Raw genomic sequence first — 19,698 nt, 5'->3', positions numbered from 1 at the left:
CTCTCCAAAAAAGGTCTGAACCCAACTAAATAAAGGAATCCGTCAAAACCGACCATGTCGGTCGACGGGGTTGTGCATTCATGCACTGGCTTTTAACACACTGTTGAGTTCTCAAGAAACGCACGCGTCCATCCTCACCAAAACCCCGAACCCGGGATCCTCGCTCAGAGGCGTTCATTTCGTTGTGTCTTAACTCTTTCAGCCGTTCAAGTCTCTGTCAAATTGACCGGACCTGCACAACCTGCGGGAATTAAGCGCCGCCCCCTTTCGGAGACAACCCCTCTAACTTACCAGCCCGTAGACAGTTCGGCGAACCGATCTCCGGACTCAGCAGTCACAGGGGATCGCCGACGACCCACGACACAACACGCCTATATCACCGGAGTGAGAGGAAGAGGTTGTGCCGCACCGCGTCGGCTTCTCAAGATTAGCAGCGCTCCTGACCACTCGGGACTCGTTCGTCGCGCTCCATGGCCACAGATCGATCACGACCGAACATAGACTCCCCACGTGAGCAGCGACACGCCACCAGTGGCGAAGAAGGTCCGGACGGAGCGCATCCATCATGGCGACACCGTCATCGACGAGTACGCCTGGCTGAGCAACAAGGAAGATCCCGATACCACCGCCTATCTGGAGGCGGAGAACGACTTTCTCAAAAAGGAGACCGCTCACCTCTCCGAACTCCAGGAGCAGGTGTTCCAGGAGATCAAGGCACGCACCCAGGAAACCGATCTGTCGGTGCCGAGCCGCAAGGGCGCCTGGTGGTACTACACGCGCACAGAAGAGGGCAAGCAGTACGCCGTCTCCTGCCGCGTCCCCGCCGACAGCGACGCGCCCCCGGTGATCACGCCGGGCGAGCCTCTCGACCGCGAACAGGTGATCCTCGACGGCAACGAGCTGGCGGGCGACAGCCCGTTCTTCTCGGTCGGCGCCAGCTCCGTCACCCCTGACGGCTCGATGCTGGCCTACTCGACCGACTACAAGGGCGACGAGCGCTTCACACTGAGGTTCAAGAACCTCGAGACCGGTGAGGTGCTCCCCGACGAGATCACGGACATCTTCTACGGAGGAGCCTGGTCGGCGGACGGCTCCGCGTTCTTCTACACGCGCGTCGACGACGCCTGGCGCCCCTTCCAGGTCTACCGGCACACCCTGGGGACGCAGGAGGACGTGCTGGTCTACGAGGAGAGCGACGAGCGCTACTGGGTGGGCATCGGGCTGACCCGGAGCGAGCGCTATCTGGTGCTCAGCGCCGGCAGCAAGATCACCAGTGAGGTGCGGGTCCTCGACGCCATGGAACCGGCGGGCGAGTTCAGGGTCGTCCGCCCCAGGAAGACCGGCGTCGAATACGGCGTCGAGCACGCGGGCGACTTCTTCTACGTGCTCCACAACGAGAACGCCGAGAACTTCGAGCTGGCCACCGCCCCGCTCGACGATCCCGGCTCCTGGACCTCGCTGACCGCCCACAGGGACGACACGAGGCTGCTGGAGATCGACGCGTTCTCCGACCACGCCGTGGTGCACTTCCGGCGCGAGGGGCTGACCGGCCTGCGGGTGCTGCCCTACAGCTCCGCCGGCGGCACCTGGCGGGAGCGGGTCGAGGCCTCCGAGCGGAACGCGTACGAGATCGACTTTCCCGAGCCGCTGTACGACGTCGGGCCGGCGGGCAACCCCGAGTTCACGACCACGCGGCTCCGGCTGGGGTACACGAGCATGGTCACCCCGCCCAGCGTGTACGACTACGAGCTCGACTCGCACGAGCTGATCCTGCTCAAGCAGCGCCCGGTGCTGGGCGGCTACGACCCGGCCGACTACGAGCAGTTCCGCGACTGGGCCACGGCCGAGGACGGCACGAAGATCCCCGTGTCCATCGTGAAACGGAAGGAAACCGCCAGACCGGCTCCCACCGTGCTGTACGGGTACGGCAGCTACGAGACCTCCATCGACCCCGGTTTCTCGATCGCGAGGTTGTCGTTGCTCGACCGCGGGTTCGTCTTCGCCGTCGCGCACGTCAGGGGCGGCGGCGAGCTGGGCCGCCGCTGGTACGAAGAGGGCAAGCTGACCAGGAAGCGCAACACGTTCACCGACTTCGTGGCGGCGGCCGGGCACATGAAGGAGAGCGGCTGGAGCGAGCGGGTCATCGCGCGGGGCGGCTCGGCCGGCGGGCTGCTCATGGGCGCGGCCACGAACCTGGCGCCCGAGCTGTTCGCGGGCGTGGTGGCCGAGGTGCCGTTCGTCGACGCCCTGAACACCATCCTGGACCCGTCGTTGCCGCTGACCGTGATCGAGTGGGACGAGTGGGGCGACCCGCTGCACGATCCCGACGTCTACGCCTACATGAAGAGCTATTCGCCGTACGAGAACGTGGACGGCAGGGCGTACCCGCCGATTCTGGCGATCACGAGCCTGAACGACACGCGCGTCCTCTACCACGAGCCGGCGAAGTGGATCGCGCGGTTGCGGGCGACGGCGGGCGGCGGGCCGTTCCTGCTCAAGACCGAGATGGGCGCTGGGCACGGCGGCCGCAGCGGACGTTACGACGCCTGGCGTGAAGAGGCGTTCGCGCTGGCCTGGATCATCGAGAGGGGCACGTCATGACGTATCAGGCCGACGACCGGCGCTACGAGCGCCAGCCGTACAACCGCAGCGGCCGCAGCGGGGTGAAGCTGCCGGCGGTCTCGCTGGGCCTGTGGCACAACTTCGGCGACAACCGGCCGATCGACAACGCGCGGGCGATCCTGCGGCGGGCGTTCGACCTCGGGGTGACGCATTTCGACCTGGCCAACAACTACGGCGTCCCGTACGGGTCGGCGGAGCGGAACTTCGGCCGGATCTTCCGCGAGGACTTCGCGCGCCACCGCGACGAGCTGATCATCTCCACCAAGGCCGGGTTCGACATGTGGCCGGGCCCGTACGGCGAGTGGGGCTCGCGCAAATATCTGCTGGCCAGCCTCGACCAGTCGCTGGAGCGCATGGGCCTCGAATACGTCGACATCTTCTACAGCCACCGCCCCGATCCGGAGACGCCGCTGGAGGAGACCATGGGGGCGCTCGACCGGGCCGTGCGCTCGGGCAAGGCGCTCTACGCGGGCATCTCCAACTACACGGCCGAGCAGACCACCCAGGCGGCGCGGATCATGCGCGAGCTGGGCACGCCGCTGCTCATCCACCAGCCGTCCTACTCGATGATCAACCGGTGGATCGAGGACGGGCTGCTCGACGTGCTGGAGGAGGCGGGGATGGGCTGCATCGTGTTCTCGCCCCTGGCGCAGGGCGTGCTGACCGACCGCTACCTCGACGGGGTGCCGGCCGACTCGCGCGCGGCCACCAGCCGTTTCCTGCCGCAGGAGCGGATCGACCGTGAGCTGGCGCGCGACCTGAACGAGATCGCCGGGGGCCGCGGGCAGACGCTCGCTCAGATGGCGCTGTCGTGGGCGCTCAGGGATCCGCGGGTGACGAGCGTGCTGATCGGCGCGAGCAGCGTGCGGCAGCTCGAGGACAACGTGGCATGCGTGGACGGCCCCGCGTTCACCGAGGACGAGCTCGAGGCCATCGACAAGATCACAGGGCCCATCACAGGGCCTCGTGCCGCTGGAGGTAGGTGAAGGAGGCCCAGCCGGGCAGCACCGGCAGCCAGAACGTGAGCAGCCGGTGCAGCAGCACGGCCGACGTGGCCAGCTCGGCGGGCAGCCCCGCCACGGTGAGGCCCAGCGCGAGCGCGCCCTCGACCGCGCCCAGCCCGCCGGGTGTGGGTGCGGCCGAGCCGATCGCGTTGGCCGTGAGGTAGACGACGGCGACGGTGGTGAAGCTGAGCTGGCCGCCGAACGCCGCCACGCACGCGTCCAGGCAGACGATGAACGCGATGGTGATCATGAGCGTGCCCAGGCCCGCTTCGATCATCTTGCGCGGTGACTGCAGCACGTCGAGCAGCCGCGGCAGGACGTTGGAGAAGAGCCTGCTCATCCGCGCGGTGACCATCCGGCGCAGCGGCGGCACGCCGAGCACCACCACGACCAGCAGCGCCACCGCGAGCAGCACCACGACCAGCCCGCGCGACGGCGTGAACGCGGTGTTGGTGGTGGAGCCGGTGATGTAGGCGAACAGCAGCAGCAGCGCGATGTGGAAGATCAGCATGATGAGCTGGGAGGCGCCCACGCTGGCCACCGCGCTGGCCGGCGTGATGCCGCGCTTCTGCAGGTAGCGGGTGTTGATCGCGACGCCGCCCACCGCCGCGGGCGCGACGAGCTTGACGAACGAGGCCGCGAACTGCACGAGCACCGTGCGCCAGAGGGGGAGGTTCTCGGGCACGAACCCGCGTAGCATGAGCGCGGCGGCCACGAAGCTCACGAACGACGCGACCAGCGCCAGCCCCGACCAGGCCCAGTTGGCCGTGGTCACCACCTGGTAGACGTTGACCTGGCTGAGCTGGGACAGCAGGAAGTACGCGGCCAGCGTGCTGGCGATGATGGTGATCAGGGTGCGCGGCCTGAACCGCTCCAGCCGCACCTCCTCGACCTTGCCCTGCGGCTTGAGCGCCACGATGTGCTCGCGGATGCCGGGCAGGACCTGCTTGGCCTTGGCCAGGGCCGCGCGGGTCTCCCTGGTCAGGGCGATGCGCTGGAGCAGCGGCAGGGCGGCGGCCAGCGCGTCGGCCCCCATGACGGCCGCGGCGGCCCTGACCGAGCGTTCGGGGCCGACGCGCAGCGCCAGGTAGGTGAGGAGCTGGGCGACGTCCAGCCTGAGCAGCAGGTCTCCGGCGGCGATCTCGCCGCTGCGCGCGTCGGTGAGCACGACCCGGCCGGCGCCGTCGAGGTGGATGCTGTCGCCGGTGAGCCGGCGGTGCGCCAGGCGCTGGATCTGCAGCAATCCGACCTGCTCCCAGATCTGGGCGAGCAGGTCGTCGTCGATCTCCTCGTCCGGCACCTCGTCGAGCGGGCGCGTCTCGATGTGCTCGTAGGCGAGCAGCGCGGCCTCGGTGCCGATCTCGCTGGTGCCGAGCAGCCGGGGCGTGCTGGCGCCGGCCGCCTGCGCCGCGTACGCCATGAGCGCCTCGCGTTCGAGCTCGGCCCGCAGCGACCTGATGGCTCTGCGCCTGGTCTCGGAGTGGAGCCTGATGCGCCGCCAGAGGCGGTAGGGCAGCCCCGCCACCTGCCGGTCACGGTCGAGCACGGTGACGTCGAGGCTGCTGCCGTCCTGCAGCCCGATGGCGTAGCGGCGGCTGCCCTGGTGGTCGTCCTCGATGCGGCGGGCGGAGACCGGCGTGAACGACAGCTTGCGCAGCGCGGCCACCACGGCGCTGCCCGGCGGTCTGGTGTTGGGGCTGCCGACGCCGTAGAGGGTGGCGTAGCCGATGGCCATGCCGACCAGCACGGTCACGATGGCGCTCGGCAGCGTGATCTGCCTGCCGGAGAAGAAGGCCAGGATGTAGAGGGCGATCGTGGTCCACATCAGCATCCGCCACGTGGGGCGGCGCGAGATGCGCACGGCGGTGGCGTACGCGATCACCGAGGTGAGCAGCGTGTTGAGCGGCTCGATCTTCCTGTCGCCGGTGAGCAGCACGCGCAGGTCGTCGACGTTGCCCGCGACGAGCCACTGCCCGAGCAGGAACGATCCGGCGATGCCGATGATCGCGGCGATCAGCCCTTCGGCGACGCGCAGCCCGTCGCGGTGGAAGACCCGCTCGACGGCGAAGGCCGTGGGAACGATGAGCACGGCCGCGCCGCCGAGGAACGCGGCGATCCTGCTGAGCAGGGGGACGAGCTCGGCGCCCTCCTTGACGTCGGCCTCGAGGCCGATGAGCGTCTGCTTGGCCACCAGGGCGAGCAGGATCACCGCGCCGAGCACCGCGAGCGTGGCGAAGAAGCGCAGCAGGTCGGACGGGCGACGGAGGCGCTGCGGCAGGAGCGGCTCTACGACGTAGACGTCGGTGTCCGCGCGCGACTCGGCCACGGCTGGATCCCCCTCCGCGAGGTCCTCCGTGTCATCTCGTTCCCTGATTTCGGCCACCGACAGTGATTCTGCACCTTCCCGGCCGGACCGTGAGATCTTTGGGTTTCCAGTGTCCTCAAATCAGCCCCGTAGTCCTCGCACCGGGCAGGCTACACGCTGGAGTTCTCACCGTTCACCTCCGATTTCCCGGACGGGCGGCGCGACGTAGGCTGTGTACCATGGCGGGTGATTTGAGAGTTTTGGGGGCGTGTCCGCTGGACTGCCCGGATACCTGCTCCTGGGTGGTCACGGTGGAGGACGGCCGGGCTGTCAACCTCCGCGGCAACCCCGACCAGCCCTACACCCGCGGCGCGCTTTGCGTGAAAGTCAACCGCTACCTGGAGCACACCCGGGCGGACGACCGCATACTCCACCCGCTGCGCCGCACCGGGCCGAAGGGCTCCGGCCAGTTCGAGCGCATCACCTGGGACGAGGCCCTCGACGAGATCTCCGTACGGCTGCGCGGCATCGTCGAGGAGCACGGCGGCGAGGCCATCTGGCCGTACCTGGGCACCGGATCACTCGGCTACCTCCAGGGTTGCGAGGGTGTGGCCGGGCGGCGGTTCTGGAACATGCTGGGCGCCTCCAAGCACTGGCTCAACATCTGCTCGGGCGCCGGCAACAGCGGCCTGCGGCGGACGGCGGGCACCGCGGCCGGCATGGACCCGGAGAACTTCGCGCTGGCCAAGCTGGTCGTGCTGTGGGGCACGAACACGCTGACCAGCGGGCACCACCTGTGGAAGTTCATCCAGGACGCGCGGGCGAACGGCGCCTACGTCGTCGCCATCGACCCCATCCGCACCAGGACCGCAGACCAGGCCGACGAGCACCTGGCGATCAGGCCGGGCACGGACGCCGCGCTGGCACTCGGACTGCTCAACGTGGTGCTGGCGGAGAACGCGCAGGACGACGAGTTCCTGGCCGCGCACACCGAGGGCTGGGACGACTTCCGCGAGGAGATCCTGCGCCACCCGGTCGAGCGGGTGGCCGAGATCACCGGCATCCCCGCCGAGGCCGTCCGCGGGCTGGGGACGCGGCTCGCCCGCACCCGCCCGACCGCGCTGCGCGCCACGCACGGCCTCCAGCGGCACGCCGGCGGCGGCACCGCGCTGCGCACTATCGCCGCGATCCCCGGCGTCACCGGCGACTGGCGGTACCCGGGCGGCGGCGTCGCCTTCTCCACCAGCGACCACGTCCACCTGGCCGTCGACCGGCGCGACGACCTGCTGGCCCGGCCGGTGCGCACGCTGGTCATGACCAAGCTCGCCTCGCAGCTCCACGACGTGAAATGCCTGTGGGTGTACGCGGCCAACCCGGCGGGCTCCTCCCCCGACGCGAACGCCATCAGGCGGCAGCTTGCCCGCGAGGACCTGTTCACCGTGGTCATGGAGCAGTTCCCCACCGACACCGTCGACTACGCCGACATCGTGCTGCCCGCGACCATGCAGACCGAACACATGGACCTGCACGCCGGCTACGGGCACCTCTACCTGCTGTGGAACGAGCCCGCCGTGCCGCCGCCCGGCGAATGCCTGTCGACGACGGAGACGTTCAGGCGGCTGGCCGGGCACATGGGGATGACCGAGCCGTCGTTGTACGACTCGGACCTGGAACTGGCCGAGCAGCTGGTGTCGAGCGGGCATCCCTCCCTTGAGGGCGTCACCCTGGACCGGCTCCGCAAGGAGGGTTGGGTGCGGATGAACTACCCCAAGCCCTTCGCGCCGTTCGCCGGCGGCTTCCCGACGCCCTCCGGCCGGCTGCGCTTCCCGCCCGCGGCGGAGGCGTACGTGCCGCCCCACACGGTCCGCGCCGCGGGGTCGTCGCCGTACCCGCTGACGCTGATCACGCCGGCCTCGCACCTGTTCCTCAACACGACGTTCGGCAACAACCCGGAGCTGCGGCGGCGGGCCAAGGACCCGGTGGTGCTGGTCAACCCGGCCGACGCGGCGGCGCGCGGGCTGGCCGGCGGTCAGCGGGTACGCGTGCACAACGACGGCGGCGAGTTCCTGGCCGACGTGGAGATCAGCGACCGGGTGGCGGCCGGGGTGGTGGCCTCGCCCAAGGGGCGGTGGCCGAAGCTCACCCCCGGCGGCGCCAACCCGAACGCGGTCGTGGCGGAGCGGGACGGCGACATGGGCCGGGGGCCCGCCTTCCACGACAATCTGGTCGAGGTCAGTGCAGTTTGAGCTTGTAGCCGACGTGGGAGGCCGTGAAGCCGAGGGAGTCGTAGAAGCGGTGCGCGTCCGTACGTGACTTGTCGGAGGTGAGCTGCACCATGGCGCAGCCGCGCGCCCGCGCCCGGTCGACGGCCCACGTGATCATCTTGCGGCCGAGCCCCCTGCCTCGCTCGGAGGCGGCGACCCTGACGGCCTCGATCTGGCACCGCTCCGCGCCCAGCCGCGACAGCCCGGCCAGGTAGCTCAGCTGCATGGTGCCCACCACCTTGCCGTCGCGCTCGGCCACGATCAGCTCGTCGTACGGGTCGGCGTCGATCCGCTCGAACGCCGCCAGGTAGCGTTCGTCACCCGGGTCTCCCTCGCGCTGGGCCCCGAGCGGGTCGTCGGCCAGCATGGCCACGATCGCGGGCACGTCGTCCGCGCGGGCCTGCCGGAAGAGCAGCGACAACACGTAGTGGGACTCCATGAGGTCGGGGTTGGACGGCAGCGCCATGACCCGGCCGCTCGGGGTGAAGCCCTTGCGGGCGTAGAGGGCGCGGGCGGTGTGGTTCCGGTCGACCGCCCAGAGGCCGATCTCCTCAGCGCCGGTGCTCCTGGCCCACTCCACGGCCGTGTCGACCAGCCGGGAGCCCACACCCCCGCCTCTGGCCTCGGGGGCGACCCACATGGACAGCAGGTGCGCCCCGCTGTCCTCCAGCAGCACGCACACCAGGCCCACGTCGGCGCCGCCGCTCTCGGCCACCCACCACCGCGAGCCCGGATCGCTCGATCTCTCGGCCCATTTTTCGGGCGGAAAGGCGACCTCGCGTCCGTACGACGACCCGAAGGCGTCCGGGGCGTCCTGGAGGGCGCGCAGCCGGACCGACCGCAGCCGGTCAGCCTCGCCGGGGCCAAGATGCGTTATCACGACTTTCTGCATGTCCGCATGATGTCAGGGACAGGTCAGGGTCCGCCCCCGATGCCCCCAGGGTGACCGGAAAGGCAGCATGGGGGCATGAACGAAATCAGTCGACGCGACGAGGTATCGCTGTCGGGCGCCGCCCTGCGTGGCGCTCCTTGGAAGGCCGCCGCCATCAGCGGTGGCGTCGTCTCGGCGACCAGCTACGGGTTCGGCCTGCTCACGGGCGGCGGCGACCTGGTGTGGGCGCTGGGCCTGGGCATCAGCCTGTTCGCGCTGGTCGCCGCGATCGGCGCGGTGGCGAAGCCGGAGGACGGCGACCGGGTGACCCGGCAGGCTCGCGTGTGGTCGTTGCGGCACCCGTGGAAGTTCGCGCTGCTGCCCGCCGGCATCACGGCCGTGCTGGACTATCCGGTGCAGCTCGTGCTCGACGGGGAGGGCGTGTTCGGCTCGGCCGTCGACGCGCTGTGGCACGGCGCGCTGGTCTACCTCATCACCGCCATCGTGACGCTGACCATGCAGGGCAGGGCCCGATCGGCCCGCTGACCCCGCGTCAGCTCTGGGCCTCCCGCTCCTCCTGGCTGCGGCAGACGCAGAACTCGTTGCCCTCGGGGTCGTGCATGACCACCCAGCCGCTGCCGTCGGGCCGGCGCCGGTCGTCGGCGACGGTCGCGCCCATCCCGACCAGCCGCTCGACCTCCTCGTCACGGGTCCTGCCGTCCATGCCGTTGACGTCGAGGTGCACGCGGTTCTTGACCGTCTTGCCCTCGGGAACCTTCAGGAAGAGCAGGAACGGGTCCTGCTTGGTGCGGAGCATGATCTCGTCGTCACCGGGCTGGTCGCCCTCGCCCAGCGGCAGCCCGGTGGCCCTGCTCCACCAGCTGGCGATCTCGTACGGGTTGTCGGCGTCGATGGAGACGGCATGAATTTCGATCACCAAGCCACCCAACCCGACACCACCAAAGACGTCAAGCCAGTGTTCGCAGCCCGATGACGCCCGCCAGGATCAGCGCGATGCACGCGATGCGGGGCAGCGACACCTCGTCGCCCATGGCGATCATGCCGAGTATCGCGGTGCCGGCCGCGCCGACCCCGGTCCAGACGGCGTACGCGGTGCCGACCTCCAGGGACTTGAGCGCGTACGAGAGCAGGCCGAAGCTCAGCACGGCCGTGCCCAGGAACGACAGGGTCCACCACAGATGGGTGAACCCGTTGCTGAGTTTGAGCGAGAGGGCCATGGCGATCTCGAAGACGCCGGCCAGCACGAGAAGAATCCATGCCATGATCACGAACTCCTGGTGAACGAGACTGTGCGGATGCGTCGTCTTGTCGTGCCGGGTACGGCGCGTCTCGTCCGGGAGCCGTCAGCTCTCCAGCGACAACGTGCGGCCTATGCCTCTCATTCCCACCAGACCGTGGTCCACCGGTCTCTCGGCATCGGCCACATGCCCAGCTCCAGCACCGTCGACGCCACCTCGTCCGCCATGGACGGGTCGAGGCAGATCCGGCGGCAGGCGCTGGCGGCCAGCTCTTCCAGCGATGTGAAACGTTCCAGGGGCGCCTCTCGCTCCTCCACCCGGACGGAGTAGCCGAGCGCCGCGGCCAGCGCCACGCAGTCTTCCGCGACGGGCCGCACCGGCCGGTCGACCCCGTGGAAGTGCTGCCACAGCGGCGTCAGCCAGCTCATGGGGTGGCGGTGCGGCAGCTCCAGCACCACCCGCCCCTGCGTGCGGCGGTCGAGCGCCCGCAGGAAGCCGGCCAGGTCGGGAACGTTGTAGACGACGTGCGCGGCGATGGCCACGTCGGCCACGGGCACGTCGTCGGCCACGTCGGGCCAGCGGCCCGCGACAGTGGTGACCGGCACCCCCAGTTTGTCGGCCCGGGCCGCCAGATCCTCCAGCATGGACGCCGAGGTGTCGACCGCGTAGAGGTGACCGATGCGCTCCCGCAGCGGCAACGACGCGGCGCCGGAGCCGGCGCCGACGTCGAGCAGCGTGCCCTTGCCGGGCCCGGCCAGCGCCTCGGCGAGCCTGGTCGTGGTCGGGCCGTCGTCGGGCTCGGCCAGCGCCCGGTCGGTTCGGGTGGCGAACCGCTCGGGTGAGTGACCCCATGGATCAACGGGAGCCTTGGCCAAGATCGCTTCGGGAATGGCCCAGGATTCCAGTCGCTCTCGCCATCGGGCGGCGAGTTCTTCGGCGTCCATGGAGAGAGCATGCCATGCATAGCAGGGGTTACCCGCGGGTAGCATTTCAGAGTAAGGTTACTGGTCGGTACACCAAGCGCGGTTCAAGGAGAGCGACACCCATGGGCCACTACAAGAGCAACGTGCGCGACCTGGAGTTCAACCTTTTCGAGGTGCTCGGCAGGCGCGAAATCCTCGGCACGGGGCCCTTTGCGGAAGTGGACGAGGAGGTCGCCCGCAGCATCCTCGACGAGGTAGGCAGGCTGGCCACCGGCGTCCTGGCCGACTCCTTCGAGGAGGGCGACAGGCACCCGCCCGTGTTCGACGCGGCGACCGGGTCCGTGCGCGTCCCCGACGGCTTCAAGAGGTCGTACAGGGCGCTGGTCGACGGCGGCTGGACGCACATCGACCTGCCCGCCGAGCTGGGCGGCCCCGGCATTCCCCGGAGCCTGGCCTGGGCCACGGCCGAGATGGTGCTCGGCGCCAACCCGGCCCTCTACATGTACGCGGCCGGCCCCAACTTCGCCTACACCCTGTGGCGGGTGGGCAACGCGGAGCAGAAGCGCTTCGCCGAGCTGGCCATCGAGCGCAACTGGGGCGCCACCATGGTGCTCACCGAGCCCGACGCCGGCTCCGACGTGGGCGCCGGACGGGCGAAGGCGATCGAGCAGCCCGACGGCACCTGGCACATCGAGGGTGTCAAGCGCTTCATCACCAGCGCCGAGCAGGACATGACCGAGAACATCTTCCACCTCGTGCTGGCCCGCCCCGAGGGCCACGGCCCCGGCACCAAGGGGCTGTCGATGTTCCTGGTGCCGAAATTCCACGTCGACCTCGAGACCGGCGAGCTCGGCGAGCGCAACGGCGTCTACGTCACCAACGTCGAGAAGAAGATGGGCCTGAAGGCCTCCACGACCTGCGAGCTGACCTTCGGCGACAAGCACCCGGCGGTCGGCTGGCTGGTGGGCGACGTGCACGAGGGCATCAAGCAGATGTTCATGGTGATCGAGCACGCCCGCATGATGGTCGGCACCAAGGCCATCGCCACGCTGTCCACCGGCTACCTGAACGCGCTGGAGTACGCCAGGGCCAGGCTCCAGGGCGCGGACATGACGAAGATGTCCGACAAGACCGCTCCGCGGGTGTCCATCACCCACCACCCCGACGTCCGCCGCGAGCTCATGCTGCAGAAGGCGTACGCGGAGGGCATGCGCGCCCTGGTGCTCTACACCGCTACCTTCCAGGACGCCCTCCTCATCGACCCGGACGACCGGCACGCCCAGGCCATGAACGACCTGCTGCTGCCCATCGTCAAGGGGGTCGGCTCCGAGCGGTCGTACGAGCTGCTCTCCCGCTCGCTGCAGACCCTGGGCGGCTCCGGCTACCTGCAGGACTATCCGATCGAGCAGTACATCCGCGACGCCAAGATCGACTCCCTGTACGAGGGCACGACCGCGATCCAGGGCCTCGACCTGTTCTTCAGGAAGATCCTGCGCAACCAGGGCGCCGCGATCGGCGCGCTGCTGGCCGAGATCGACGAGTTCGCCGTCTCCGAGGCGGGCAACGGCCGGCTCAAGGAGGAGCGCAAGCTGCTGGCCGAGGCCGCCGCCGAGGTCAAGGCCATGGGCGACACCATGGCCGGCTGGGCGCTGGCCTCGTTGGAGTCGCCGCAGGAGGTCTACAAGGTCGGGCTCAACACCACCAGGCTGCTGCTCGCGCTGGGCGACCTGGTGATCGGCTGGCTGCTGCTGCGGCAGGCCGAGGTGGCCCTGGCCAAGCTGGCCGACGGCGAGGACCCGTTCTACCTCGGCAAGGTCGGCGCGGCCTCCTTCTTCGCCAAGACCGTGCTGCCGCGCCTGGCCGCCGAGCGGCGCGTGCTCGCCGCGACCGGCCAGGAGCTCATGGAACTGCCCGAGGAGGCCTTCTGAGGCCGTGGACGCCCGCTCCTGCCGAGAGGCCTTCTGAGGCCGTGGACGCCCGCTCCTAGGCCGCGGGCGCCCGCTCGGCGCGCCGGGCGGGCGTCCTGTCGCCCAGGCCACAGCCAGCGGCCGTCCCGGCGAGTACCTTCGCGGGCATGAGTTCCGCTTCTCACGATCATCCCCTGCCGCCCGCCCGCGTCGAAGAGGTGTCGGACGGCGTCTACGCCTACGTGCAGCCCGACGGGAGCTGGTGGATCAACAACACCGGTTTCCTGGCCGGGCGGCGCGGCGTCATCTGCGTCGACGCCTGCTCTACCGAGCGGCGGACGCGTGCGTTCAAGCAGGCCATCGGCCGGGTCAGCGACCGGCCGGTCACCACCCTGATCAACACCCACCACCACGGCGACCACACGTTCGGCAACTGGTTGTTCCCCGAGGCGACGATCGTCGGCCACGAGGGCGTGCGCGACCAGATCATCGCCGACGGCGTCCCCGCCTACCGCTCCGCCTGGTCGCCCGCGGTGGAGTGGGGCGCGATGGAGGTGACGCCGCCGTTCCTCACCTTCACCGACCGCGTGACCGTGTACTCCGACGACCTGAGGTGCGAGGTCAGGCACGTCGGGCACGCGGCCCACACGACCAACGACTCGTACGTGTGGATCCCCGGGCGGCGGCTGCTGTTCTCCGGCGACCTCGTCTTCAACGGCGGCACGCCGTTCGTGCTGATGGGCTCGGTCGCTGGGGCCCTGGACGCGCTAGCGCAGCTCAGGGGGCTCGACGCGGCGACCATCGTGCCCGGCCACGGGGAGATCTGCGGGCCCGAGGTCTACGACCAGGTCGAGGGCTACCTGCGGTTCGTGCAGGAGACCGCCGCACGGGGCAGGGAGGCCGGGCTGTCGCCGCTCGAGGCGGCCAGGGAGACCGATCTGGGCGAGTGGGCCGGGCTGCTGGACGCCGAGCGCATCGTCGGCAACCTGCACCGTGCCTACGCCGAGCTCGACGGCCAGCCGCCCGGCGCCCCGATCGACCTCGCCACCGCCATCCTCGACATGATCACCTACAACGGCGGCCGGCCCCTGTCTTGTCTGGCCTGAGAAGTCGCGGGTGTGATCGCGTTTACTCGGGTATGACCGGTGCTGTACACGCTTTTTTCCTGGAGGTCGTCATGGGTGTCGGGGTCAGCATCTTCTTCCTCACGCTCGGCGCCATCCTGAAGTTCGCCATCGAGCCCGATGTGTTCGGACAGAGCGTCCACATGGACATCATCGGCATCATCTTCATGATCGTCGGCGGGGTGGGGGTGGTCCTGAGCATCGTGCTGGCCCCTCGGCGGGGCCAGACGTCCGACCACCGGCTGATGCACCGGGAGAACAACCCTCCTGAGATCTAGAGCTTCAGCTGCACGGCGGCGCGGCTCGCGAGGATCGGCCTGATGTGATCGACGATCACCGCCTGGTGCAGGGGATGGTCGCGATAGATCAGGTAGTCGTCGACGCTGTCGAAGTCGGCCACCACCGCGTAGTCGTGGTTGCCCTGGTTGATGCCCGCGTCGGCGCCGACGGTGAAGGCGCACAGCTGGGGGATGACGCCGGGCAGTTTGCCCAGCTCGGCCGTCACGGCGGCCCGCTGCTCGTCGGTGGCGTCGTCTTTCCAGGTGAACAGCACGATGTGGCGAATCATGGGGCCAATGTATTTCATCGGGACGCCGGCGCCTCTGGTGTGATCGGGTGCGGGCGTCCCCGCCACGGCGATCGCCGGGAGAGGGGTCCTCCCGGCGGTCGCCGTACCCGGGGGTCAGCTCCAGGCGAGCATGCGGAGCGGGTCCTCCAGCATGGCTCCCACGTCACGCAGGAACAGCGAGCCCAGCTCGCCGTCCACGATCCGGTGGTCGAACGAGAGCGCCAGCGTCGTCACCTTGCGCACCGCCAGCTCGCCGTCGACCACCCACGGCATGTCCCTGACCTGGCCGAAGGCGAGGATGGCGGCCTCGCCCGGGTTCAGGATCGGGGTGCCGGCGTCGACGCCGAACACGCCGACGTTGGTGATCGTGATGGTGCCGCCCGACATCTCGGCCGGTTGCGTACGGCCCGCCCTTGCCGTCTCCGTGAGCCGGCCCAGCTGCGCGGCGAGCTCGGGCAGGGACAGCGCGTCGGCGCCCTTGATGTTGGGCACCACCAGGCCGCGCGGGGTCGCGGCGGCTATGCCCAGGTTCACGTAGTGCTTGACCACGATCTCCTGCGCCGCCTCGTCCCAGGAGGAGTTGATCGACGGGTGCCGTCCGGCCGCGGTGAGCACGGCCCTGGCCACCAGGAGGAGCGGGGAGACCTTGACCTCCGCGAACTCGGGGAGGTCACGCAGGCGCCGGACGGCCTCCATCGTCCTCGTCACGTCCACCTGGAGGAACTCGGTGACGTGCGGGGCGGTGAAGGCGCTGGCGACCATCGCCTGGGCGGTCATCTTGCGCACGCCCTTGATCGGGATGCGCTCCTCGCGCTCGCGCCTCGGCTGCGGCGCCGCCACGGGTGCGGCCCGGGTGGCCGCGTGCACGTCCTCGCGGGTGATCGAACCCGCGGGGCCCGTGCCGGTGACGTTCGCCAGGTCCACGCCCAGGTCCTTGGCCAGCTTGCGGACCGGCGGCTTGGCCAGCACCTGCGGCCCCGCCGGGGGCACCTGTGCGGCGGGAGCCGGTGCGGACGGGCTGTCCACCCCCACGCGGTCCGGGTTGGCCACCGGGGCGGCCGCGGCCGACTGTTGTTTGCGCGGGCGTCGTTTGGTGGCGCCCGTCTTGACGCCGTAGCCCACCAGGACCGCCTGGCGTTCCTCCTTGGGCGCCGGGCTGCCGTGCGCGCCGGGCTCGACGGCGCCCTCCGCCGGCGGCTTCGGGACCATGTCGTCGGCCAGGGCCCTGGCCCGGCCGCCCGGCCCGTCAGCGCCCTCCGCCGTGTCCCCAGCCGCTTCGCCCGCCGTGTCCACGGCGATGATCGGGACGCCCACCTCGACCGTCGTGCCCTCGTCGGCCATCAGGTCGGCCACCACGCCGTCCCACGGGATCGGCAGCTCGACGATCGACTTCGCCGTCTCGATCTCGACGACGATCTGGTTGACCTTGACGTCGTCGCCCGACTTGACGTGCCAGCGGACGATCTCCGCCTCCGTCAGGCCCTCCCCGACGTCAGGGAGCTTGAACTCGCGTCGCATGGACAACCCCCTCAGTACCCGAAGGCCCGGTCGACGGCGTCGAGCACCCTGTCCAGATCGGGCAGGTAGTGCTCCTCCAGCTTCGACGGCGGGTAGGGGGTGGAGAAGCCGCCGGCCCGCAGCACGGGCGACTCCAGGTGGTAGAAGCACTGCTCGGTGATCCTGGCGGCGAGCTCGGCGCCGAACCCGTTGTTGACGGGGGCCTCGTGCACGACCACGACCCGCCCGGTCCTGCGGGCGGACTCCAGGACCAGCGGCTCGTCCAGCGGGTTGAGCGAGCGCAGGTCGATCACCTCCAGCGAGCGCCCGTCGTCCTCGGCCGCCGTGGCGGCCTCCAGGCACGTCTTCACCATGGGCCCGTAGGCCAGCAGCGTGGCGTCGGTGCCCGGCCGCACCACCTTGGCCGCGTGCAGCGGCGGCCACCATTCGGTGGAGTCGGTGTCGATGTCGGCCTTCTCCCAGTAGCGGCGCTTGGGCTCGAAGAAGATCACCGGATCGTCACTGCGGATGGCCTGCTGGATCATGGTGTACGCGTCGGCCGGGTTGGAGCAGGCCACGACCCGCAGGCCGGCCGTGTGGGTGAAGTACGCCTCCGGCGACTCGCTGTGATGCTCGACCGCCCCGATGCCGCCGCCGCAGGGGATGCGTACGACGACCGGCAGCTTGATCGCGCCCAGCGAGCGCATCGGCATCTTGGCCAGCTGTGTGATGATCTGGTCGGCCGCGGGGAAGACGAACCCGTCGAACTGGATCTCGCACACCGGCCGGTAGCCGCGCAGCGCCAGCCCGATCGCGGTGCCGATGATGCCCGACTCGGCCAGCGGCGTGTCGATGACGCGGTCCTCGCCGAAGTCCTTCTGCAGGCCGTCGGTGACGCGGAAGACGCCACCCAGCTTGCCGACGTCCTCGCCCATGATGAGGACCTTGGGGTCGTCCTCCATGGCCTGGCGCATGCCTTCGTTGAGGGCCTTGGAAAGGCTCATGATCGTCATTTGGCGAACCCCTCCAGGTACGCGGCGAACTGGGCGCGCTCCTGGTCCATCAGGGCGTGGGACTCGCTGTAGACGTGGTCGAAGATGGCGAGCGGTTCGGGATCGGGCATGGCCAGGCAGCGCCTGCGCAGATCGGCGCCGAGCTGGGCGGCCTCGCCGTCGACGGCGTCGAAGAACGCCTGGTCGGCTTGTTCGTTCTTGAACAGGTAGGCCTTGACCCGCTCGATCGGGTCCTTGAGCTTCCACGCCTCCAGCTCGCTGGCCACGCGGTAGCGCGTGGGGTCGTCGGTGGTGGTGTGGGCGCCCATGCGGTACGTGAACGCCTCGATGAGCGTCGGGCCCTGCCCCGTACGGGCGGCTTCGAGCGCCTTCCTGGTCACCGCGAGGCAGGCGAACACGTCGTTGCCGTCGACCCTGATGCCGGGGAAGCCGAAGCCCGAGGCGCGGCGGTAGAGGGGGATGCGGCTCTGCTTCTCCAGGGGCTCGGAGATCGCCCACTGGTTGTTCTGGCAGAAGAACACGATCGGCGCGTTGAACACGCTGGCCCAGATGAACGACTCGTTCACGTCGCCCTGCGAGGTGGCGCCGTCGCCGAAGTAGGCGATGGTGGCGGCGCTGGCGTCGTCGCGCTGGATGCCCATCGCGTAGCCGACGGCGTGCAGCGTCTGGCTGCCGATCACGATCGTGTACAGGTGGAAGTTGTGCTCCTTGGGGTCCCACCCGCCGTGGTTGACGCCTCTGAACAGGCCGAGCAGCTTCACCGGGTCGACGTCGCGGCACCACGCCACCCCGTGCTCCCGGTAGGTGGGGAACGCCATGTCGACGTCGGTCAGCGCGCGGCCCGAGCCGATCTGGGCCGCCTCCTGGCCCAGCAGCGAGGCCCAGATGCCCAGCTCGCCCTGGCGCTGCAGCGCCACGGCCTCCAGGTCGATGCGGCGGACGAGCACGAGGTCGCGGTAGAGCGACCGGATGTCCTCGGGGGTCAGGTCGATGTCGTAGTCGGGGTGCTCGACCCGCTCCCCTTCGGGGGTGAGCAACTGGACGAGCTCCGGCGGCGCCTCAGCACCACGTGAGGCTTCGGTTGTCACGAGACCTCCTTCGCCGGTCTCGCGGCACATGTGCTGTGCTCACGGACGACCTCGACAAGCTCGGTCATGGCCACTCCTGTGCGTCAGGGCCGGGTGTCGATGGGGTTGCCACCTCAGGCCGGCCTCCTTGGCGAAGAACCATATGGTGATGGTTCGTACGCTTTGGGGCCATGGTGGCAGACGTCACAGCCCTGCGCGCAAGCCCCATGTCCTCCCCGTTCCCGTTGTGTCGGCGGCCACACGCGCCGGTAGGCTGTGCTTCCCACCCACCCACCGCTCCCAGGAGGAACGCAGTGGCCCGCGTCATCGTGGACGTCATGTTGAAGCCCGAGATCCTCGATCCCCAGGGCCAGGCGATCGCCAGGGCGCTGCCCAGGCTCGGCTTCTCCGGCGTCGCGGCCGTGCGCCAGGGCAAACGTTTCGAGCTGGAGGTCGAGGGCCCGGCCGACGACGCGGCGCTGGCCGAGGTGCGCAAGATGGCCGAGACCCTTCTGGCCAACACGGTGATCGAGGACTACACCGTCCGGGTTGAGGAGTAGAACGCACATTTGATCCCCCGATTTACCCCTGGTCGGTTAAAGCGGGGTTCTGACGTGCCACAATGCCACGGGCAAGCCAACAGTAAATAACAACAACGTGATTTTGCGGTTAGCCCCGATTTCACAGGGAAACCTACTCCAGGTGACATTCTGGCGCCCGGAGGAGTCCGGTGGATATTGAGTTCTCGTTGGCGTTGCCTCGGGATGCGATCGGCATACCGATGGTCAGGCGAGTGCTAGGCGATGCCCTGCGCTCACTCAACGTGAGTGAGACCTGCATCGCCGACATGCTGCTCGCCGTCTCCGAGGCGTGCTCCAACGCGGTGCGGCACGGAGGACCCGCCAACCGCTACGAGGTGACGGCGTCGATCGGTTACGGCCACTGCGACGTACGCGTCGCCGACAGCGGCGCGGGCGTGCCGTCGATGCCCGCGCACTTTCCCCCGCCCGACACCGAGAACGGCCGCGGCCTGCTGATCATGCGCTCCGTCGTCGACGAGATCTCCTTCGGCACCGAGCCCGGCCGCGGCACCACGGTCCACCTGCGCAAGACGCTCGCTTGGGACGACGAGGCGCAGGCCCGTCCCCGCGCGCTCGCAGCCGTCTGACCTGCGCCGGCGCATCGCGCACAAGCCGATGCGGACCACGCGCGAGCACCCGATAACCTGGGTTACACCGCCGCAGACCGCCGTCCGCCCCGAAGAGACGGTGGCG

General features: G+C 69.6%; 18 protein-coding genes, 1 pseudogene and 1 riboswitch. Of the genes and pseudogenes, 9 read left to right on the top strand and 10 right to left on the bottom strand.

The genetic code is table 11. The features are described from left to right. The first annotated feature begins 510 nt into the window (after positions 1-510). Positions 511-2,601, top strand: a complete 2,091-nt coding sequence (locus E1292_RS11415; RefSeq protein WP_132594820.1) for a S9 family peptidase — start codon at positions 511-513, stop codon at positions 2,599-2,601. Then, positions 2,598-3,608 (top strand): L-glyceraldehyde 3-phosphate reductase, encoded by a 1,011-nt coding sequence (mgrA, locus tag E1292_RS11410; protein WP_132594818.1) that lies wholly within the window; start codon positions 2,598-2,600, stop codon positions 3,606-3,608. Before E1292_RS11415 ends, mgrA begins: the two co-directional genes overlap by 4 nt. Here the strand turns inward: mgrA and E1292_RS11405 are convergent. Continuing rightward, positions 3,577-5,952, bottom strand: coding sequence for a lysylphosphatidylglycerol synthase transmembrane domain-containing protein (locus tag E1292_RS11405; protein WP_132594816.1), 2,376 nt, complete (start codon positions 5,950-5,952; stop codon positions 3,577-3,579). The genes mgrA and E1292_RS11405 overlap by 32 nt on opposite strands. Before the next feature lie 218 nt (positions 5,953-6,170). Between E1292_RS11405 and E1292_RS11400 the strand changes: the two genes are divergently transcribed. Next, complete coding sequence (locus tag E1292_RS11400) at positions 6,171-8,177, top strand: molybdopterin-containing oxidoreductase family protein (RefSeq protein ID WP_132594814.1); 2,007 nt, start codon at positions 6,171-6,173, stop codon at positions 8,175-8,177. Here the strand turns inward: E1292_RS11400 and E1292_RS53620 are convergent. Beyond that, positions 8,164-8,634 carry a GNAT family N-acetyltransferase gene (locus E1292_RS53620; RefSeq protein ID WP_246090057.1) on the bottom strand — a complete coding sequence of 157 codons (471 nt, stop codon included), beginning with the start codon at positions 8,632-8,634 and terminating at the stop codon, positions 8,164-8,166. The genes E1292_RS11400 and E1292_RS53620 overlap by 14 nt on opposite strands. Before the next feature lie 42 nt (positions 8,635-8,676). Then, positions 8,677-9,087: pseudogene (locus E1292_RS53615) on the bottom strand (GNAT family N-acetyltransferase); the annotation flags it as partial. Between the two features lie 75 nt (positions 9,088-9,162). Here E1292_RS53615 and E1292_RS11390 point away from each other — a divergent pair. Continuing rightward, entirely contained in the window at positions 9,163-9,612 is a 450-nt protein-coding gene (locus tag E1292_RS11390) for a hypothetical protein (protein WP_165974482.1), read from the top strand. Positions 9,613-9,619: 7 nt separating this feature from the next. Here E1292_RS11390 and E1292_RS11385 read toward each other — a convergent pair whose 3' ends face one another. The 3 genes from E1292_RS11385 to E1292_RS11375 all read right to left on the bottom strand — a co-directional run bounded on the left by E1292_RS11385 (position 9,620) and on the right by E1292_RS11375 (position 11,269). Continuing rightward, positions 9,620-10,003, bottom strand: coding sequence for a VOC family protein (locus tag E1292_RS11385; RefSeq protein ID WP_132594810.1), 384 nt, complete (start codon positions 10,001-10,003; stop codon positions 9,620-9,622). Between the two features lie 31 nt (positions 10,004-10,034). After that, positions 10,035-10,349, bottom strand: a complete 315-nt coding sequence (locus E1292_RS11380) for a DMT family transporter (RefSeq protein ID WP_132594808.1) — start codon at positions 10,347-10,349, stop codon at positions 10,035-10,037. 32 nt (positions 10,350-10,381) lie between these two features. After that, positions 10,382-10,440, bottom strand: a riboswitch (guanidine-III (ykkC-III) riboswitch). Between the two features lie 25 nt (positions 10,441-10,465). Continuing rightward, positions 10,466-11,269, bottom strand: a complete 804-nt coding sequence (locus E1292_RS11375) for a class I SAM-dependent methyltransferase (RefSeq protein WP_246090055.1) — start codon at positions 11,267-11,269, stop codon at positions 10,466-10,468. Positions 11,270-11,370: 101 nt separating this feature from the next. On the opposite strand from E1292_RS11375, the gene E1292_RS11370 reads away from it, so the two are divergent. The 3 genes from E1292_RS11370 (at position 11,371) to E1292_RS11360 (ending at position 14,557) form a co-directional block, all read left to right on the top strand. After that, positions 11,371-13,176, top strand: a complete 1,806-nt coding sequence (locus E1292_RS11370; RefSeq protein ID WP_132594804.1) for an acyl-CoA dehydrogenase — start codon at positions 11,371-11,373, stop codon at positions 13,174-13,176. A 146-nt stretch (positions 13,177-13,322) separates the two neighbouring features. Then, on the top strand, positions 13,323-14,261 hold the full coding sequence (locus tag E1292_RS11365; protein ID WP_132594802.1) for an MBL fold metallo-hydrolase: 939 nt from the start codon (positions 13,323-13,325) through the stop codon (positions 14,259-14,261). Between the two features lie 71 nt (positions 14,262-14,332). Beyond that, entirely contained in the window at positions 14,333-14,557 is a 225-nt protein-coding gene (locus tag E1292_RS11360) for a hypothetical protein (protein ID WP_132508392.1), read from the top strand. Here the strand turns inward: E1292_RS11360 and E1292_RS11355 are convergent. From E1292_RS11355 to pdhA, 4 genes are all read right to left on the bottom strand, one after another. After that, complete coding sequence (locus E1292_RS11355) at positions 14,554-14,847, bottom strand: Dabb family protein (protein WP_132594799.1); 294 nt, start codon at positions 14,845-14,847, stop codon at positions 14,554-14,556. The genes E1292_RS11360 and E1292_RS11355 overlap by 4 nt on opposite strands. A 114-nt stretch (positions 14,848-14,961) precedes the next feature. After that, positions 14,962-16,365 (bottom strand): dihydrolipoamide acetyltransferase family protein, encoded by a 1,404-nt coding sequence (locus E1292_RS11350; RefSeq protein ID WP_132594797.1) that lies wholly within the window; start codon positions 16,363-16,365, stop codon positions 14,962-14,964. Between the two features lie 11 nt (positions 16,366-16,376). Next, positions 16,377-17,357: an alpha-ketoacid dehydrogenase subunit beta gene (locus E1292_RS11345; protein WP_132594795.1), complete on the bottom strand. Its 981-nt coding sequence runs from the start codon at positions 17,355-17,357 to the stop codon at positions 16,377-16,379. Continuing rightward, complete coding sequence (pdhA, locus tag E1292_RS11340) at positions 17,354-18,475, bottom strand: pyruvate dehydrogenase (acetyl-transferring) E1 component subunit alpha (protein ID WP_439331883.1); 1,122 nt, start codon at positions 18,473-18,475, stop codon at positions 17,354-17,356. Before pdhA ends, E1292_RS11345 begins: the two co-directional genes overlap by 4 nt. 263 nt (positions 18,476-18,738) lie before the next feature. Here pdhA and purS point away from each other — a divergent pair, with 263 nt between their 5' ends. Together purS and E1292_RS11330 are read left to right on the top strand one after the other, a co-directional pair. Then, complete coding sequence (purS, locus tag E1292_RS11335) at positions 18,739-18,984, top strand: phosphoribosylformylglycinamidine synthase subunit PurS (protein ID WP_132594791.1); 246 nt, start codon at positions 18,739-18,741, stop codon at positions 18,982-18,984. A 221-nt stretch (positions 18,985-19,205) separates the two neighbouring features. Beyond that, a complete protein-coding gene (locus E1292_RS11330) occupies positions 19,206-19,592 on the top strand; it encodes an ATP-binding protein (RefSeq protein ID WP_132594789.1) in 387 nt (128 codons plus the stop codon). The last annotated feature ends 106 nt before the right edge of the window (positions 19,593-19,698 follow it).

Source organism: Nonomuraea deserti, assembly GCF_004348685.1.
In the GTDB taxonomy this organism is placed as follows: domain Bacteria; phylum Actinomycetota; class Actinomycetes; order Streptosporangiales; family Streptosporangiaceae; genus Nonomuraea; species Nonomuraea deserti.
The sequence above is the reverse complement of the archived record's forward strand: the minus strand, read 5'-3'. Positions and strand labels throughout refer to the sequence as shown.

Excerpts from the sequence above, each read along its gene's own strand:
- mgrA (WP_132594818.1), top strand. The coding sequence starts at position 2,598 with ATGACGTATCAGGCCGACGACCGGCGCTACGAGCGCCAGCCGTACAAC.
- E1292_RS11400 (WP_132594814.1), top strand. The coding sequence starts at position 6,171 with ATGGCGGGTGATTTGAGAGTTTTGGGGGCGTGTCCGCTGGACTGCCCG.
- E1292_RS53620 (WP_246090057.1), bottom strand. The coding sequence starts at position 8,634 with ATGGAGTCCCACTACGTGTTGTCGCTGCTCTTCCGGCAGGCCCGCGCG.
- E1292_RS11390 (WP_165974482.1), top strand. The coding sequence starts at position 9,163 with ATGAACGAAATCAGTCGACGCGACGAGGTATCGCTGTCGGGCGCCGCC.
- E1292_RS11380 (WP_132594808.1), bottom strand. The coding sequence starts at position 10,349 with ATGGCATGGATTCTTCTCGTGCTGGCCGGCGTCTTCGAGATCGCCATG.
- E1292_RS11375 (WP_246090055.1), bottom strand. The coding sequence starts at position 11,269 with ATGGACGCCGAAGAACTCGCCGCCCGATGGCGAGAGCGACTGGAATCC.
- E1292_RS11370 (WP_132594804.1), top strand. The coding sequence starts at position 11,371 with ATGGGCCACTACAAGAGCAACGTGCGCGACCTGGAGTTCAACCTTTTC.
- E1292_RS11365 (WP_132594802.1), top strand. The coding sequence starts at position 13,323 with ATGAGTTCCGCTTCTCACGATCATCCCCTGCCGCCCGCCCGCGTCGAA.
- E1292_RS11360 (WP_132508392.1), top strand. The coding sequence starts at position 14,333 with ATGGGTGTCGGGGTCAGCATCTTCTTCCTCACGCTCGGCGCCATCCTG.
- E1292_RS11355 (WP_132594799.1), bottom strand. The coding sequence starts at position 14,847 with ATGATTCGCCACATCGTGCTGTTCACCTGGAAAGACGACGCCACCGAC.
- E1292_RS11350 (WP_132594797.1), bottom strand. The coding sequence starts at position 16,365 with ATGCGACGCGAGTTCAAGCTCCCTGACGTCGGGGAGGGCCTGACGGAG.
- E1292_RS11345 (WP_132594795.1), bottom strand. The coding sequence starts at position 17,357 with ATGACGATCATGAGCCTTTCCAAGGCCCTCAACGAAGGCATGCGCCAG.
- pdhA (WP_439331883.1), bottom strand. The coding sequence starts at position 18,475 with ATGTGCCGCGAGACCGGCGAAGGAGGTCTCGTGACAACCGAAGCCTCA.
- E1292_RS11330 (WP_132594789.1), top strand. The coding sequence starts at position 19,206 with ATGGTCAGGCGAGTGCTAGGCGATGCCCTGCGCTCACTCAACGTGAGT.